The sequence below is a fragment of the Streptomyces sp. NPDC093544 genome (assembly GCF_040683495.1).
Lineage (GTDB): Bacteria > Actinomycetota > Actinomycetes > Streptomycetales > Streptomycetaceae > Streptomyces.
In genome coordinates this window covers 14,268-31,816 of sequence record NZ_JBFBEA010000034.1, presented here as the reverse complement: position 1 = coordinate 31,816, position 17,549 = coordinate 14,268, and the positions used below count along the sequence as shown (strand labels likewise).

General features: G+C 70.4%; 9 protein-coding genes. 3 read left to right on the top strand and 6 right to left on the bottom strand.

What is annotated here, in order from left to right:
• Window positions 1–10: 10 nt before the first annotated feature.
• The 3 genes from AB0N66_RS36835 to AB0N66_RS36825 form a co-directional block, all read right to left on the bottom strand.
• Window positions 11–3,517: an ATP-dependent DNA helicase gene (locus tag AB0N66_RS36835; protein ID WP_365443326.1), complete on the bottom strand. Its 3,507-nt coding sequence runs from the start codon at window positions 3,515–3,517 to the stop codon at window positions 11–13.
• Window positions 3,518–3,849: 332 nt separating this feature from the next.
• A complete protein-coding gene (locus AB0N66_RS36830) occupies window positions 3,850–7,401 on the bottom strand; it encodes an ATP-dependent DNA helicase (protein ID WP_365443324.1) in 3,552 nt (1,183 codons plus the stop codon).
• 306 nt (window positions 7,402–7,707) lie between these two features.
• Entirely contained in the window at window positions 7,708–8,073 is a 366-nt protein-coding gene (locus tag AB0N66_RS36825) for an MGMT family protein (RefSeq protein WP_365443322.1), read from the bottom strand.
• Window positions 8,074–8,259: 186 nt separating this feature from the next.
• Between AB0N66_RS36825 and AB0N66_RS36820 the strand changes: the two genes are divergently transcribed.
• The 3 genes from AB0N66_RS36820 to AB0N66_RS36810 all read left to right on the top strand — a co-directional run bounded on the left by AB0N66_RS36820 (window position 8,260) and on the right by AB0N66_RS36810 (window position 14,458).
• Complete coding sequence (locus AB0N66_RS36820) at window positions 8,260–11,124, top strand: lysylphosphatidylglycerol synthase domain-containing protein (protein WP_365443320.1); 2,865 nt, start codon at window positions 8,260–8,262, stop codon at window positions 11,122–11,124.
• Window positions 11,125–11,243: 119 nt separating this feature from the next.
• Window positions 11,244–12,788, top strand: a complete 1,545-nt coding sequence (locus tag AB0N66_RS36815) for an alpha/beta hydrolase (protein ID WP_365443318.1) — start codon at window positions 11,244–11,246, stop codon at window positions 12,786–12,788.
• A gap of 116 nt (window positions 12,789–12,904) precedes the next feature.
• Window positions 12,905–14,458 (top strand): alpha/beta hydrolase, encoded by a 1,554-nt coding sequence (locus tag AB0N66_RS36810; protein WP_365443316.1) that lies wholly within the window; start codon window positions 12,905–12,907, stop codon window positions 14,456–14,458.
• 62 nt (window positions 14,459–14,520) lie between these two features.
• On the opposite strand, the gene moeZ is transcribed toward AB0N66_RS36810, so the two are convergent.
• From moeZ to AB0N66_RS36795, 3 genes are all read right to left on the bottom strand, one after another.
• On the bottom strand, window positions 14,521–15,699 hold the full coding sequence (gene moeZ / locus AB0N66_RS36805; protein ID WP_365443314.1) for an adenylyltransferase/sulfurtransferase MoeZ: 1,179 nt from the start codon (window positions 15,697–15,699) through the stop codon (window positions 14,521–14,523).
• Window positions 15,700–15,762: 63 nt separating this feature from the next.
• On the bottom strand, window positions 15,763–16,512 hold the full coding sequence (locus tag AB0N66_RS36800; RefSeq protein WP_365443312.1) for a spherulation-specific family 4 protein: 750 nt from the start codon (window positions 16,510–16,512) through the stop codon (window positions 15,763–15,765).
• Window positions 16,500–17,459 carry an NAD-dependent epimerase/dehydratase gene (locus AB0N66_RS36795; protein ID WP_365443310.1) on the bottom strand — a complete coding sequence of 320 codons (960 nt, stop codon included), beginning with the start codon at window positions 17,457–17,459 and terminating at the stop codon, window positions 16,500–16,502. Before AB0N66_RS36795 ends, AB0N66_RS36800 begins: the two co-directional genes overlap by 13 nt.
• Window positions 17,460–17,549 lie beyond the last annotated feature (90 nt).

Here is a 17,549-nt window from a genome sequence, read left to right as displayed (position 1 = left end):
GACCACGAGCCTATCCGCCCACAGAGGCGTGTTCGTCCGGTGGTTCCCCGGATGCCTCTTCCTGTGGGTCGTCCATGAGCAGCCGTTCCAGTGCGGCCCGGTCCGGAAGGTCGTCCGGTCGTACGACCTCTCCGCTGCGGACGTACAGGAACACCGCCTTGACCGCCTCCGGGGGCACACCCTGCTGCTCCGCCCAGGCGAGGCGGTAGAGCGCGAGCTGGAGGGGGTCCGCTGTGCGACTGCGGTTGGTCTTCCAGTCCACGATCTCGTACGTCGCGCCGTCGCCGCCCTCCCCGCCGACCGCGCCGTTGCCGTCGCCGTTGTCATCGGCCTCCCTGTAGACGGCGTCGATACGGCCGCGCACGACGCGGCCGGCGATGGCGAGCTGGAAGGGAACCTCGACGCGGTAGGGAGTGCGGTGCGCGTACGGAGTGCGTTCGAAGGCGTCCTTGAGAGCCTCCAGGTCGCGCTCGTCGGCGATCTCGGCGTCGCTGCCGGGCAGCTCCTCGGGCTCCAGCATGGGCAGTCGCAGCGCTTCGAAGCGGGACTCCACCCACGCGTGGAAGCGGGTGCCGCGGCGCGCGGCGGGCTGGGGAGGGCGCGGCATGGGGCGGGCCAGCTCCTGCGCGAATCCGTCCGGGTCGGCCGCCAGGCGCAGCACCTGCGACGCGGTGAGCGATGAGGGCAGGGGTACGTCCGTGACGCCGGCGCGGGCGCGCAGGAGCTCTCCGGTGAGCGCGTCCAGGTCTCGGTCCCAGGAGGCGAGCGTGCGGGATTCCTCGGGCGTGAGGCGCTCCGGGCCCTCGGGGTGAGGACGGGCCTCGGGGGCCTGTGCCTGGTGCGGAACCTTCGGGCGGTCCGCCGTCCAGGAGTCCCAGTCGGCACCGTCCCCCTCCTGAAGGTCGAGGTCGGGCGGTTCGTCGTCCTCGGGCGGAGGCGGCCACTCAGGGTCCTCGTACGAGGACGAGGACACTTCGTGGGCGGCGACCCCTGGATGGACCTCCTCGTGGGACGCGACCCGCTCCAGGTGGGCGAGTACGGTCTCGGCGGCCGCGCGGCGGCGGGCGAGTGCCGCGTCGTCGAGCGGAAGCGGCCAGGCGTGATCGGCGGACGCGTCGTGGAGGGCGGGGTTCTCGTCGTCCTCGGCGGGTTCGTCCGCCCAGGCCTCGATGTCTCCGTGTCCGGCCGCGCAGTGCTCGTACAGGGCGTGCAGGAAGTCCGAGGGGCCGCGTGGCTTCTTCTGGGAGGGCCCCCACCAGTGGCCGGAGCCGATCAGGAGTGAGCGGGGGCGGGTGAAGGTGACATAGCCGAGGCGGAGTTCCTCGGTGTGCTGGTGGTCCTTCATGGCCTCGTGGAAGGCCTTGATGCCCCTGGCGTCCCAGGCTTCGATGTCGGGCAGGGTGTCGGCGTCTCCGCGCAGCTCGTGCGGCAGGACCTTGCCCTGGGCGGTCCATTTCTCGCGGCCCTGGGTGCTGGGGAAGGTGCCGGTGACCAGGCCGGGGACCACGACGACGTCCCATTCCAAGCCCTTGGACTTGTGCGCGGTGAGCACCTTGACGGTGTTCTCGCCGCCGGGGAGGGCGTTGTCGAGGCCTTTCTCGTACTGCGCCGCGGTCCGCAGGAAACCGAGGAAGGCCAACAGGCTCGCCTCTCCGTCGCCCGCGGCGAAGGACGCGGCGACGTCCAGGAAGTTCGACAGCGTCTCGCGTCGCCGGGCGGCCAGCGCGTGCGGGGACGCGGAGAGTTCGACCTCAAGGCCGGTGACGGCGAGCACCCGGTGCAGGACGTCCATCAGTGGGTCCGCGAGCGAGCGGCGCAGCTCGCGCAGCTCGGCGGCGAGCCGCGCGAAACGCACGCGCGCGTCCGGTGAGAAGGGCAGTCCGTCGTCGTCCCCTTCTGCCTCGATGGGCATCTCCAGGAACGTGTCGAGCGCGTCCGCGAGCGATATCACCTCGGCCGGGTCGACCCCCTCGACGGCCGCGGCGAGCCGGCGGTCCGGGTCGTCGTCGGCGCCCACGCGCGCGTGGGTCACGAGAAGGCGGGCGCGCCTCCCCAGGAGGGCAAGGTCGCGCGGGCCGATGCGCCAGCGGGGGCCGGTGAGCAGGCGTACGAGGGAGGCGTTGGCGCCGGGGTCCTGGAGGACCTCGCAGACGGCGACGAGGTCGGCGACCTCAGGGAGGTTCAGCAGCCCGGAGAGGCCGACCACCTCCACGGGGATGTCACGGGCGACGAGGGCGCCCTGGATCTCGGCGAAGTCGGTCGCCGTACGGCACAGCACCGCGATCTCGCCTGGCGCCTTTCCGGTTCGTACGAGATGGGCGATCGAGTCGCCGAGCCAGTCGATCTCCTCGGCGTGGGTCCGCAGCAGCGCGCAGCGGACCAGGCCGTCGCGCTCGGCTCCGGGGGCGGGACGGAGTGCCTCCACGCCCGCGTGCATGGCGCGCAGGGGCTCGGCGAGGCCGTTGGCGAGGTCCAGGAGGCGCCCCCCGCTTCGGCGGTTCTCGCTGAGTGCCTGGCGGGTCGCGAGGCGCCCGTCGGGGTGCGCGAAGTGCTCGGGGAAGTCGTCGAGGTTGGCGACGGAGGCGCCACGCCAGCCGTAGATCGCCTGGCAGGGATCGCCGACCGCGGTCACCGGGTGCCCCGTGCCGGCGCCGAAGAGACCGGCGAGCAGGACGCGCTGGGCCACGGACGTGTCCTGGTACTCGTCAAGCAGGACCACGCGGAACTCGTCGCGCAGGATGTTTCCGACCTCGGGGCGGGTGCGGGCCAGGGTGGCGGACAGAGCGATCTGGTCACCGAAGTCGAGGAGATCGCGTTCGCGCTTGGCCGCCCGGTAGCGGCCCACCAGTTCGGCGAGTTCGCGCCTGGCCGCCGCCGCGTCGGGGACCTTGCGGAGGTCGGCGTTGGTGAGTTTTGCACCCTCCAGGGAGCGCAGCAGTTCGGCGTCGTACCTGCGCAGGTCCTCGGGGCGTACAAGGTGCTCGGCGAGTTCGGAGTCGAGCGTGAGGAGGTCGCCGACCAGGTCCGGGAAGGAGCGGGTGAGCGCCGGGTAGGGTCCCGGTGCCTCGCGCAGCACGCGTGCGGCGAGCTGGTAGCGGGTGGCGTCGGCCAGCAGGCGGGACGTCGGTTCGAGCCCGATACGCAGGCCGTGGTCGGTCAGCAGGCGGCCCGCGAAGGCGTGGTACGTGGAGATGACCGGCTCGCCCGGCGGGTTGTCCGGGTCGATCGCGTCCGGGTCTGTGACGCCCGCCTTGATCAGCGCCTTGCGGACTCGCTCGGCGAGTTCACCGGCAGCCTTGTTGGTGAACGTCAGGCCGAGGACCTGCTCGGGGGCGACCTGTCCGGTGCCGACCAGCCACACCACGCGCGCCGCCATCACCGTGGTCTTGCCCGAACCGGCTCCGGCCACGATCACCTGCGGGGCGGGCGGTGCGGTGATGCAGGCCGTCTGCTCCGGGGTGAACGGGATGCCCAGGAGCTCTTTGAGCTGCTCGGGGTCGGTGATACGGGCTGGCACGTCAGAGAGGCTAGCGGCGCCCACTGACAGCGGGGGCCACATCGGCGGTGGGGCCGAAGGATGCGCTGGTCAGCACGGGTGGTGCGATACGTCACGCACGACGCACCACGTGACCACGCACGCGTCACTCACCACGAACGCGTCACCTGACCGCGCACGCGTCACCTGACCGCACACGCACCACTCGACCACGCATCCGTCCCTGCTCGGCGTCCGCGTCATCTGACCACACCAGCGTCGCTGCTCGGCGTCCGCGTCATCTGACCACACCAGCGTCGCTGTTCGGCGTCCGCGTCATCTGACCACACCCGCGCCACTGCTCGACGCCCCCGTCACTCGACCACGTGCCGCCCCTCGGGCCGCGCGCTGCACGACGCCCGGAAGGCGCAGTGCGTGCAGTGCTGACCGGTCGTGGGCGAGAACCGCTCGTCGAGGACCTTGCCCGCGGCGGTGGCGAGCAGGTCGCCGACCCACTCGCCCTCCAGAGGCTCCTGGGCCTGCACCTTGGGGAGGGTCTCGCCACCGTTCTTCTTGGCGGCGCCCTGGCGCAGCTGGACGAGTTCCGCGCCGCCGGGCTCGGGCCGTACACCGTCGAAGGCGTCGTCGGCGGCACCCTCGCTGATGGCGAGCTGGTAGACGGCGAGTTGCGGGTGGTGCGCCACCTCGGCGGCGCTCGGTGCCTGCTTGCCGGTCTTGAAGTCGACCACGTAGGCACGGCCTTCGGCGTCCGCCTCGACGCGGTCCATGGAGCCGCGAATGCGTACTTCGTAGTCGCCCGCTTCGAGAGTCACGTCGAAGTCGTGCTCACTGGCCACCGGCGTACGTCCGGTGCGGTCCATCACATGCCACTTCAGGAAGCGTTCGAGCGCCGCGCGCGCGTGCTCCTTCTCCTGCGCGGACTTCCACGGCGCGTCGAAGGCGAGCGCGTTCCACACGGAGTCGAGGCGCTCCATGAGGACGGTCAGGTCGGCCGGGGTACGTCCGGAGGCGACCTCGTCGGCGAGGACGTGCACCACGTTGCCGAAGCCCTGGGCGGCGGTCGCCGGCGCGTCGGCCTTCACCTCGCGCCCCAGGAACCACTGCAGGGCGCAGGTGTTGGCAAGCTGGTCGAGAGCGCTTCCGGAGAGCACGACGGGCTGGTCGCGGTTGCGCAGCGGGATCTTGCTCTCGGTCGGCTCGTACAGGCCCCACCAGCGGTAGGGGTGCGCGGACGGCACCAGAGGGCGGCCGTCCTCGTCGCCGAGCGCGGCGAGCTTGGCCAGGCGGTGGGCGGCGGCCTGCCTGAGGGTGTCCGAGACACGAGGATCGACGGTCGTGGCGCGCAGTTCGGCGACCAGCGCGGCAACGGACAGCGGGCGGCGCGGGCGCCCGGTGACGTCCTTGGGCTCGACGCCGAGTTCGGTGAGGAAGCGGGAGGGATGGTCTCCGTCGTCGGCGGGGGCCTTCACCGCGGTGACGACGAGGCGTTCACGCGCGCGCGTGGCGGCCACGTAGAACAAACGGCGCTCTTCGGAGAGGAGCGCTCCGGGCGTGAGGGGTTCGGCTAGGCCGTCGCGTCCGATGCGGTCGGCCTCCAGAAGAGACCCGCGGCGACGCAGGTCCGGCCACAGCCCCTCCTGGACGCCCGCCACGACGACGAGGCGCCACTCCAGGCCCTTGGAGCGGTGCGCGGTCATCAGACGCACGGCGTCGGGACGTACGGCCCTGCGGGTGAGCGTGTCTGCGGCGATGTCCTGGGCCTCGATCTCCTCCAGGAAGTTGAGGGCGCCGCGGCCGCCTGTGCGCTCCTCGGCGCGGGTCGCGGTCGCGAACAGCGCGCACACGGCGTCGAGGTCGCGGTCGGCGTTGCGCCCGGCCGCGCCGCCGCGCCTGGCAGCCCGCTCCAGACGCTGTGGCCACGGTGTGCCCTCCCACAGGTCCCAGAGCGCCTCCTCGGCCGTCCCACCGCCCGCGAGGCGCTCCCGTGCCTTCCGCAACAGCGCACCGAGGCGCTGGGCTCCGCGGGCGTATGCCGGGTCGTGCGCGACGAGCCGCTCAGGCTCGGCCAGCGCGCGGGCGAGCAGTTCGTCGGAGGGCGGCGGCACGTGGTTGCCGGCGGCGCGCTCCTCCTCGCGCAGTGCGCGGCCCAAACGCCGCAGGTCGGAGGCGTCCATGCTGGCGAGGGGTGAGGCGAGCAGGGTGAGGGCGGTTTCGGTGTCGAGCCATGGGGTCTGCGGTTCCGGCTCCGGCTCGGCCGATACAGCCGCCTCTTGGGGCTCATGACGCTCGCGCGAGCCGGCGCTCTCGGCTTCCTCTATGGATGCGTCTTCCTGCGCAGGTACGTCACCTGAGGCTTCCTCCGCAGATGCACCTGGTTGCGCAGGTACGTCTCCCGCAGCTTCTTCTGCGAGTACGCCTTCTTCCGCAGGCAAGTCTCCTGCGGCGCCCCCGGCGGGTACGTCGATCTCGACGGGTACGTCGATCTCGGCGCCGGAGCCGGTGTCCGCACCAAGCTCCGCCCGAGCCACCGCCCGCAACGCCGTCAGCAGCGGTGCGACCGCCGGCTCGTGCCGCAGCGGCAGATCGTTGCCGTCGATGTCGAGTGGCACCCCGGCCGCGGTGAGCGCACGTCGGATCGTCGGGATCGTGCGGGAGCCGGCGCGCACCAGGACGGCCATCTCGCTCCAGGGGACGCCGTCCTCCAGATGGGCACGGCGCACGATGTCGGCGATGTTGTCCAGCTCCGTGCCGGACGTCGGGTACGTGTAGACCTCGATCCGGCCGCCGTCCCGAACCGGGGACAGCTCACGGTGGGCCCGGACCTTCTCCGCCGGAAGGCGGGTCAGCGGCATGCGCTGGGTGAGCAGCCGGGTGGCTGCCAGCAAGGCGGCGCCCGAGCGGCGGGACGTCCTGAGGACCTCGACCGGCGCCGGGCGGCCGTCCACGCGCGGGAAGGCGTCGGGGAAGTCCAGGATGCCGTTCACATCGGCGCCACGGAAGGTGTAGATCGACTGGTCGGGGTCGCCGAAGGCGACGAGGGTGCGGCCACCGCCCCCGAGGGCCCGCAGCAGTCGTACCTGCGCCGGGTCGGTGTCCTGGTACTCGTCCACGTAGACGGCGTCGTACTGCGCGGCCAGGCGTTCGGCGACACCGGGGCGCCCGGCGAGCAGCACCGCGCGGTGGACGAGTTCCGCGTAGTCGAGCACTCCTTGCATGTCGAGAACGTCGAGGTACTCGGCAAGGAAGGCTGCGGCGGCGCCCCAGTCGGGGCGGCCGATGCGGGCGGCGAAGGCGTCCAGGGCATCAGGGCTCAGGCCCAGCTCGCGGCTGCGGGCCAGGACCGCGCGGACCTCGTCGGCGAAGCCTCGTGTGGTCAGGCAGGCACGCAGATCGTCCGGCCAGCGCACATGCGCGAGACCCAGGCGCTCAAGATCGGGCTGCCCCGCGAGCAGCTCGCGCACCGCCACGTCCTGTTCCGGACCCGACAGCAGCCGGAGGGGTTCCACGAACAGCTCGCTGTCCTGGTGGGCACGGACAAGTGCGTAGCAGAAGGAGTGGAAGGTGGTCGCCCGCGGGGCGTGCGCGGCGCCTATGCGCAGCGCCATGCGGTCGCGCAGTTCGACGGCCGCCTTCCTGCTGAAGGTCAGCACCAGAATCCGTTCCGGATCGCCGCCGCGGGCGATCCGGGCGGCCACGGACTCGACCAGCGTGGTCGTCTTCCCAGTGCCCGGACCTGCGAGAACGAGCAGTGGTCCGCCCTTGTGGTCAACCACCGAGCGCTGTCCTGCGTCCAGACGAGGGGGATCCACTCGGACCGGCGGGGTACGCATCAGTCGGTACGCACCGCGGGTCCCCTGTCGCACATGTGGGTGCGACGGGCGCCTGGTGGAGGAAGAGGAGCTCACGTGGTTCGCCGGTCCTGGTGGTTGTGCTGGGGATCGTCACTGTCGACGCTGAGCGCCGTCGTTACGGGGGTGGTGATCGGGCGACGGGTGGGCGGACTGCCGAGTGTTCGGGGCGGTGGCCGCGGGGTGAGAGGGATGCGCGTCGACGACGCTACGCCGGTGAGCACTGTGGAAGGAGGGCTTCCCCTTCTTCCCGTAGACCCCGTGCGTCCCCCGTTCCTCGAACGTACGTCATGTCACGGAAGTGCCTCGCTTCCCCCGTACGGGCCACAGGTTCCCCCTCCGCCCGTCCGATACCGGAAGCTGTCAGGTGTGACTCTCCGCGCGTTCGCCGCCGTCCCATCGCGCCCGTCTCATGTCGACGCGCGGCAGATGCCCCTCGGACGACCTGCTCGCCTCCTTCAGGGGAGTCCCCTCCGCGCGGTAGTGGGCCAGCGCCTCGAATTCGTGGCCCGGGAGGAGCACACCGTCCGCGCGTATGACACGCCACCACGGAACCGCTCCCCCGTAGAGGGCCATCACACGGCCCACCTGGCGCGGCCCGCCCTCCTCCAGCCACTCGGCGACGTCCCCGTACGTCATCACGCGCCCGGGCGGGATCAGCTCGGCGACCTCAAGGACCCGCTCCGCGTACTCCGGCAGGTCGTCCGCCGGAAGGCTCTCCTCGCTCATCCGCCCCATCCTGCACCACCCCACCGACAATGTGACGCGGTGAAGACTGTGCGTATTCCTCGCTCCGAGGCGGTGCCTGGGGGAGACTGTGCGCCCCCGCATTTGCACCCTGATGCCCCCGTGTGTCGGTGGGGCATGCCACCATCGTGCGGGCGGTGACCGGTGATACGAGATCAAGAAGAGTCCATGAGGCAGCAGGGCGTGCACCCCGAAAACGCGGAGAGCACCTCCGCGGCCTCGTCGCGCCCGGACACCGGCGAAGCCGACGGGAAGGACTCGGCCGAGAAGACGACCGAGCCCGCGTCCAAGGCTGACGAAGCGCCCGGTACCAACTCGCACGCGGAGCCCCTCACCAAGACGGACGACGATCTCGCCCCCAAGACATTCAAAAAGACGTACGACGACGAGAAGAAGCAGGTCGAGCGGGACGCCGACTGCGTGGACGAAGTCCACAACGACGAGGTCGAGGGCGACGAACCGCTGCTCCCCGCGCGCGTGCACCGTCCCTCCGATCTGATGCGCCTCCTGGTCGGGATCCTCGCGATCGTCCTGCTGCTCGCCATCGCCGCGTTCGCGCACGGCACCACATCCGGGCTCGAACAGGACATCAACAAGGGCACGGGCCAGGCACCCGATCTACTGATCAAGATCGCGGGTCTGGCGTCGAGCATCGCGATCCTCCTGGTGCCGGTCGCGTTCGCGATCGAACGGCTGATCAAGCGGGACGGGCTGCGCATCGCCGACGGCGTCCTCGCCGCGGTCCTCGCGCACGGCGTGACACTCGCCACCGACCTGTGGGTCGCGAAGGCCGCCCCGAACTCCATCCAGGAGGCGCTCACCCAGCCCTCACCGGGCGACATCCACGCTCTCACCGACCCGGTGCACGGCTATCTCGCGCCGGTCATCGCGTACATGACGGCCGTCGGCATGTCCCGCCGACCCCGCTGGCGCGCGGTGCTGTGGGTGGTGCTGCTCCTGGACGCCTTCTCGATGCTGGTCACCGGCTATACGACGCCGTTCTCGATCATCCTGACGGTGCTGATCGGCTGGACCGTCGCGTACGGGACGCTGTACGCGGTCGGCTCGCCGAACGTGCGGCCCACCGGGCGGACGCTGATGGCGGGACTGCGGCACGTCGGCTTCCACCCGGTGACGGCGGCCCGCGAGGAGGCGCATGAGGTCGCCACGGAGAACGGCGACCGCGGCCGACGCTACTTCGTCACCCTGGAGGACGGCCGACCACTGGACGTCACGGTGGTCGACCGCGAGCAGCAGGCACAGGGTTTCTTCTACCGAGTGTGGCGACGGCTCACGTTGCGCGGCATCACCACACGCCGCAGCCTCCAGTCCTTGCGCCAAGCCCTCGAGCAGGAGGCCCTCCTCGCGTACGCGGCCATCGCGGCCGGGGCCAACGCGCCCAAGCTGATCGCGACCTCCGAACTCGGCCCGGACGCCGTGATGCTCGTCTACGAGCACACCGGTGGCCGCACCCTCGACTCCCTGCCTGACGAGCTCATCACCGACGACCTCCTGCGCGACACCTGGCATCAGGTACAGGCGCTGCAGTCCCGGCGCATCGCGCATCGCCGGCTCGCGGGTGACGCGATTCTGGTGGATCGTTCCGGCACGGTGATCCTCACCGATCTGCGCGGCGGCGAGATCGCCGCCGGCGACCTGCTGCTGCGCGTGGACGTCGCTCAGCTGGTCACCACGCTGGGGCTTCGCGTGGGCGCCGAGCGCGCGGTGGCCTCGGCGGTCGGCGTACTCGGCCCGGACACCGTCGCCGACTGTCTGCCAATGCTCCAGCCCATCGCGCTTTCGCGCGCCACGCGCGCGACGCTGCGCAAACTCGCCAGGGAGCGCGCCCAACGCGAGCGCGATGCGGTTCTGGAGGCCTCCCGGCTGGACAGACTCGCCCGCGCCGAGGAAGCCAAGGAACACACCGCGCCCGTACTGGAAAAGCCGGACAAGAAGGCCGTACGGGCGGAGCAGCGGGCCGAGAAGCGGGCGATCGACGATGCACTGGACGAGGCGCGCGAGGAGGATCTGCTCACCCAGATCCGCCACCAGGTGCTGCTGATCAGGCCGCAGGCACCGGTCGAACCCGTCCGCCTGGAGCGGATCCGGCCACGCACTCTGCTCAGTTTCATCGCTGGCGCGATCGGCGCGTACTTCCTGCTGACGCAGCTCACCCATATCGAGTTCGGCACCCTCTTCGACAGCGCCGAATGGGGCTGGGTCGCCGCGGCGGTGCTGTTCTCGGCGCTGAGCTACTTCGCGGCCGCGATGAGTCTGCTCGGGTTCGTGCCCGAGCGTGTCCCGTTCCTGCGCACCGTGGCAGCCCAGGTGGCGGGCTCGTTCGTGAAGATCGTGGCGCCCGCCGCGGTCGGCGGTGTGGCCCTGAACACGCGCTTCCTACAACGCGCCGGAGTGCGGCCCGGGCTCGCGGTGGCCAGCGTCGGCGCGTCGCAGCTGTTCGGACTCGGCTGCCACGTCCTGATGCTCCTCTCCTTCGGCTACCTGACCGGAACCGAGAAGACACCGTCCCTGTCGCCGTCCCGCACGGTCATCGCCGGTCTGCTCACCGTCGCCGTACTGGTTCTCGTGGTCACGTCGGTGCCGTTCCTGCGCAAATTCGTCTCCACGCGCGTGAGGTCGCTGTTCGCGGGCGTCATCCCTCGCATGCTCGACGTGCTGCAGCGGCCGCAGAAGCTGATCACCGGCATCGGCGGCATGCTGCTGCTCACCGCCTGCTTCGTGATGTGCCTGGACGCGTCGATCCGCGCGTTCGGCCACGAGGAGACGCACACCCTCAGCCTCGCCAGCGTCGCCGTCGTTTTCCTCGCGGGTAACGCGCTCGGTTCGGCGGCGCCGACCCCCGGAGGCGTCGGCGCGGTCGAGGCGACCCTCACGGTCGGTCTGATCGCCGTCGGCCTCCCTAAGGAGGTCGCGGCACCCGCCGTACTCCTGTACCGGCTGCTGACTCTGTGGATTCCGGTGCTGCCGGGGTGGCTGTTCTTCAACCACCTGACGCGCAAGGGCGCGCTCTAGAGCTTGTCAGGCGGATCACGGCGCACCGTACGGGCCATCTCGCGTGCGACACAGCGCGTCCTCACCCACACGGCTCGCGCCCCGAGCGCCCCGCCTCGCACGACCGCAGGATGGGGAGCATGCCGAACCCTTCCCAGCTGCGCGCCGCCGCCCTGACCTTCACCGCAGTTCTGTTGTCCTCCTTGATGACGGGCTGCGGCGACGACTCCAAGGACGAGGATCTGACGGCCCAGAAGCTGAGCTGGAAGGACTGCCCGGCGCCGTCAGAGTCCGAGGGCGGCGGGGATGCTCCCTCGCCTCTTCCGGGCGGTACGCAGTGGCAGTGCGCCACTTTGAAGGCACCCCTCGACTGGGCCGAGCCCAAGGGCGACACGATCGGCCTCGCGCTGATCCGGGCGACGACGAGCGGCGACCAGAGCAAGCGCGTCGGCTCCCTCGTCTTCAACTTCGGGGGCCCCGGCGGCTCCGGCGTCACCACGCTGCCCGCCTTCGGCGAGGACTACGCGAAGCTGCGCACCCGCTACGACCTGGTGAGCTTCGACCCGCGCGGGGTCGGCCGCAGCGCCGGCGTGAAATGCGAGAGCGACGACCAGCTCGACGAGTACTTCCAGCAGGACGCCACGCCGGACGACACCGCCGAGCAGCAGAAACTGCTGGAGAACACCAAGAGTTTCAACGCGGCCTGCGAGAAGAACTCCGGCAGGACCCTCCCGCACCTGCGCACCACCGACGCGGCCCGGGACATGGACCTGATGCGTCAGGCGCTCGGCGACGACAAGCTGCACTACTTCGGCATCTCGTACGGCACCGAACTCGGCGGCGTCTACGCACACTTGTTCCCCAAGAACGTGGGACGGGCGGTGTTCGACGCGGTCGTCGACCCGACGCAGACGTCGGAACAGGGCTCGTTGGGGCAGGCGGAGGGTTTCCAGCTCGCGCTCGACAACTTCGCCGACGACTGCACCTCGAAGACCGAGGACTGCCCGATCGGCGACACCGCGCAGGACGTCAAGGACCGCATCGCGAAGCTCCTTGCGGACCTCGACAGCAAGCCGATCCCTGGTGTCTTCCCGCGTCAGCTCACTCAGACCGCCGCGACCAACGGCATCGCGCAGGCGCTGTATTCCAAGGACTTCTGGGAGTACCTGACCGAAGGCCTGGAGCAGGCGTACGACGGTGACGGCAAGGTGCTGATGCTGCTGTCGGACTCGATGAACGGGCGCAACCAGAACGGGCAGTACAGCAACATCACCGCGGCGAACGTCTCCATCAACTGCGCGGACGACAAGCCGCGGTACACCTCCGACTATGTGGAGTCGAAGCTTCCGGAGTTCCGGGCCGCCTCGCCGTTGTTCGGCGACTATCTGGCCTGGGGGATGGTCAGCTGCACCGACTGGGCGGTGGCGGGCGCCGCCGACCACCCCGACGTCAGCGCTTCCGGTGCGGCGCCGATCCTCGTCGTCGGAAACACCGGCGACCCGGCGACGCCGTACGAGGGGGCGAAGAAAATGGTGGACGCACTGGGCAAGGGAGTCGGTGTCGAGCTGACGTACAAGGGGCAGGGGCACGGCGCGTACGACAGCGGGAACAAGTGCGTGCAGAGCGCGGTGAACGGCTATCTGCTGGAGGGGACCGTGCCGTCGGCGGGAACCGTCTGCTCCTAGAAAGCCGCAGGTCAAAGGGTTATCCACAGGGCGCGACGGTCGCAGTCCGTGGGCGCCTAATATTGCCTGCATGTGATCCGCGACTTCCGGCGGATCACGGGCAAGGGGGGAAGCTCATGACGCGATTCGCACGGTGGACGGCCGCGGCCGCCGCCGCGTTGCTGGTGGCCGGCTGTAGCGGAGGCTCGTCCGGTGACAGCGAGGACGAGGGGAAGAACAGCGACAGCCCGTCGGCCGCCGCGCCTTCTTCCTCCACACCGTCCGGGCTGCCCGCCTCACTCACCTCGCAGAAGCTCGACTGGGGCCGCTGCAAGGCCACTTCGGACTCCCCCGCGCCGGGCAGCAGCTGGCAGTGCGCGACGCTCAAGGTGCCGCTGGATTACGCGAAGCCGGACGGCGAGACGATCGGCCTGGCGCTGATCCGCTCGAAGGCGAGCGGCGACCAGAGCGACCGCATCGGCTCACTCCTCTTCAACTTCGGTGGTCCCGGCGGCTCGGGCGTCTCGACGATGCCCGCGTACGAGAGCGCCGTCGGCCAGCTCCACGACCGGTACGACCTGGTGAGCTGGGACCCGCGCGGGGTCGGCGCCAGTGAGGGCGTGCGCTGCCGCAGCGACAAGGAGATCCAGGCCGCCGAGTCGGTGGACGCCACACCGGACGACGCGGCTGAGGAGACGGCGTACTTCAAGGACGCCACCGACTTCGGCAAGGGCTGCGAGAAGGCAGCCGGCAAGCTGCTGTCACACGTCTCGACGACCGACACGGCCCGCGACATGGACCTGATGCGTCAGGTCCTCGGCGACCAGAAGATGCACTACTTCGGCATCTCGTACGGCACCGAACTCGGCGGCGTCTACGCACACTTGTTCCCCAAGAACGTGGGACGCCTGGTGCTGGACGCCGTCGTCGACCCGAGCGCCGACACCGTGGGCCATGCCAAGAACCAGGCTCTGGGCTTCCAGCGCGCCCTGGACAACTACCTCACGTCCACGGGCCAGGACCCCAAGCAGGGCTCCCAGAAGATCACGGACCTGCTGGAGCGGATCGACGCGAATCCGCTGCCGGCCTCATCCGGACGCGAGCTCAACCAGACACTGGCTCTGACCGGGATCGTCCTGCCGCTCTACAGCGAGCAGGGCTGGCCGACACTGACCAGCGCTCTGAACGCGGCCGAGGACGGGGACGGCTCGGAGCTGCTGGCGCTGGCCGACGGATACAACGACCGTGACTCCTCGGGGAACTACGGCACGACGACGCATTCACAACGGGTCATATCGTGCTTGGACGACAAGCAGCGGCCGACTCCCGAGGAGACGAAGCAGCAGCTGGCCGAGTTCGAGAAGATCTCGCCCGTCTTCGGCGACTTCCTGGGCTGGGACACGGCGGGCTGGTGCCACGACTGGCCGGTGGCCGGTCAGTACGACAACCCGGAGGTCAGCGCGCCGGGAGCCGAGCCCGTCCTGGTCGTCGGCAACACCGGGGACCCGGCGACGCCGTACGAGGGCGCCCGCAAGATGGCCGACGAGCTGGGCAAGGGCGTCGGCGTGGAGCTCACCTGGAAGGGCGAGGGACATGGGGCGTACGGGAGCGGGAGCGACTGCGTCGACTCCACGGTGAACAGCTACCTGCTGAACGGGACGGTGCCGAAGGACGGCAAGGTCTGTTCATGACGATGGCGGGGGTTGCGGACACCCTCGGTGCCCGCAACCCCCGCCATCGGAAGACCAACTGCTCAGTACACCGGCTTGTCCGGCTCGATCTGGTTGACCCAGCCGATCACGCCGCCGCCGACATGCACCGCGTCAGCGAAGCCCGCGGACTTCAGGACGGCGAGGACTTCCGCGCTGCGGACACCCGTCTTGCAGTGCAGGACGATCTTCTTGTCCTGCGGAAGGGTCTCCAGGGCGGTGCCCATGAGGAACTCGTTCTTCGGGATCAGCTTGGCGCCGGGGATCGAGACGATCTCGTACTCGTTGATCTCGCGGACGTCGATGATCTCGATGTTCTCGCCGTCGTCGATCCACTCCTTGAGCTGCTTGGGAGTGATCGTCGAACCGGCGGCCGCCTCCTGGGCCTCCTCGGACACGACGCCGCAGAAGGCCTCGTAGTCGATGAGCTCGGTGACGGTCGGGTTCTCACCGCAGACCGCGCAGTCCGGGTCCTTGCGGACCTTGACCTGGCGGTACTGCATCTCCAGGGCGTCGTAGATCATCAGGCGGCCGACCAGCGGCTCACCGATACCCGCGAGGAGCTTGATCGCCTCGTTGACCTGGATGGAGCCGATGGACGCGCACAGCACGCCAAGGACGCCGCCCTCGGCGCAGGAGGGGACCATGCCGGGGGGCGGGGGCTCCGGGTAGAGGCAGCGGTAGCAGGGGCCGTGCTCGGACCAGAAGACGGAGGCCTGGCCGTCGAAGCGGTAGATCGAGCCCCATACGTACGGCTTGTTGAGGAGCACCGCCGCGTCGTTGACCAGGTAGCGGGTCGCGAAGTTGTCCGTGCCGTCGACGATCAGGTCGTACTGGCTGAAGATGTCCATCACGTTCTCGGCTTCGAGCCGCACTTCGTGCAGGACCACGTTCACGTACGGGTTGATGCCGAGGACGGAGTCGCGGGCCGACTGGGCCTTGGAGCGGCCGATGTCCGCCTGACTGTGGATGATCTGGCGCTGCAGGTTCGACTCGTCGACCTCGTCGAACTCCACGATGCCGAGCGTGCCCACGCCCGCGGCGGCCAAGTACATCAGCGCCGGCGATCCGAGGCCGCCGGCGCCCACACAGAGCACTTTGGCGTTCTTCAGCCGCTTCTGCCCGTCCATGCCCACATCGGGGATGATCAGGTGGCGGGAGTACCTGCGGACCTCGTCTACGGTGAGCTCGCCGGCGGGCTCGACCAGGGGTGGCAGCGACACGGGGACTCCGTTGGTCGGTCAATCACTACAGATGCTCTCCCGGTAACACTGCCACGCCCTTCTTCATTCCGAGACACCCGTTCCGATCCGCGAGACGATTTCGTCCCAGTAGCCGGGCAGGTTCTCCCAGGGGTCGACGCGGCCGCCGCGGTCCGTGCGGTCGGTGAAGTAGATCGTCGAGGCGCCCTGCCAGCGGGCGATGCGCAGCGCCTCTTCGAGATGGCCGCGCGGTACGCCGTGCACGAAGTGGCAGAAGCGCTCGGGCGGATAGTCGGCGGTCCACTCGGCGACCTGCGACCAGCGGTAGTCGCTCCAGGGGCCGGCGAAGGTCACCAACTGGTCGGCGTTCTCGGCATACCCGGGATACGGGTGGCTGCCGTGGCCCAGCACGATGTGTGCCCCGTCGAGGAGCGCGCGGAGTGTGGTGACCGTGCGGCGGACCTCGGGGAGGGCTGCGCGCTCGGTGGGGCAGCGGTCGAGCAGGAACCCGTCGACCTGGTACCAGTCGAGATACCGGTGCGCGTCGGAGACCAGCTCGCCGAAGGTGCGTGTGCCATATGTGGTGTCCAGGTTCCCGAGCACCCGGACGCCCGCGTTGCGCAGCCGTCCGGCGGCCTCCAGGCAGTGCGGGTCGGGGCGGCTGCCGGGACCGTCGGCCACGTTCAGGACGACCCAGTGCAAGGGGGTGCCGGGGCGGGTGAGTTCGCCCCATTCCATGGGAGCGACGAGGGGGTGCGCATAGCCGGGGATGCCGAAGCCCAGGCCTAAGTCAGTGCTCGCGGTGCCCGTTACGGTGCTGGTCAGATACGGCATGCCGCCTCCATCCAGATGTCTGCGAGGGATTCTTCGAGGCTGATCCGGGGCCGCCAGCCGAGCCGGTCACGTGCGGTGCGCACGTCGGCCTGCTGCCAGCTGCCGCAGCCGTCCGGATAGGGGTACGCGACCGGGGCCGCGTGGTCCGGTTCGGGGCGGGGGTGGCCGATGGTCGGCCTGATGGGGCTGGGTGGTCCGTCGAGTTCGTGCAGTGCGCCGCCGTAGCCGGCGACGCGGGCGAGGACGGCGGCGGCGTCACGGAGGCGTACGGCACGGCCCGAGCCGATGTTGATGACGCCCTGGGCGGCGGAGAGCGAGGCGGCGTGGACGGCACGGGCGACATCGCGGACGTCGATGAAGTCGCGCTGGACGCCGAGTCCGCCGAGTTTGAGTTCGCCGTCGCCGGACTGCATGGCGCGGCGCAGGGCCTCGGCGAGGCGGCCGAGCGGGGAGCCCGCCGGGGTACTGGGCCCCGCGGGCGAGAAGACCCGCAGTACGACGGCGTCCAGGCCGGAGCCGAGGACGAGTTCGGTGGCGGCGAGCTTGCTCACGCCGTACGGGCCACCCGGGCGTGGCACGGCGTCCTCGGCCGTGGAGGAGCCGGGCTGACTGGGTCCGTACTCGGCGCCGCAGCCGAGCTGCACCAGTCGTGCGCCGCAGCCGCTGCGGCGCAGGGCCTCGCAGACGGTGGCGACGGCGACGGTGTTGTGCCGGGTGAGTTCACGTGCGCCGCCCCGGGTGGCGCCGGCGCAGTTGACGACGACTCCGGGGTGCACCGCGTCCAGGAAGCGGGTGAGCGCGCCGGGGCTGCCGGACGCGAGGTCGAACCGTACGTCGGCGTCGTCGCCCCGGCCGAGCGCGGTGAGCTGCACGGCCGGGTCGGCGAGCAGCCTGTCGGCGACGAAGCGGCCGAGGTATCCGTTGGCTCCGATCAGCAGGACCCTCATCGGGCAGCTCCCGGGGCGGATTCTCCGGTTCGGGAGGTGATCATCTTGCGTTCTCCTTCGAGGTGATGCCGTGAGTCAGGGAGAGGGCCC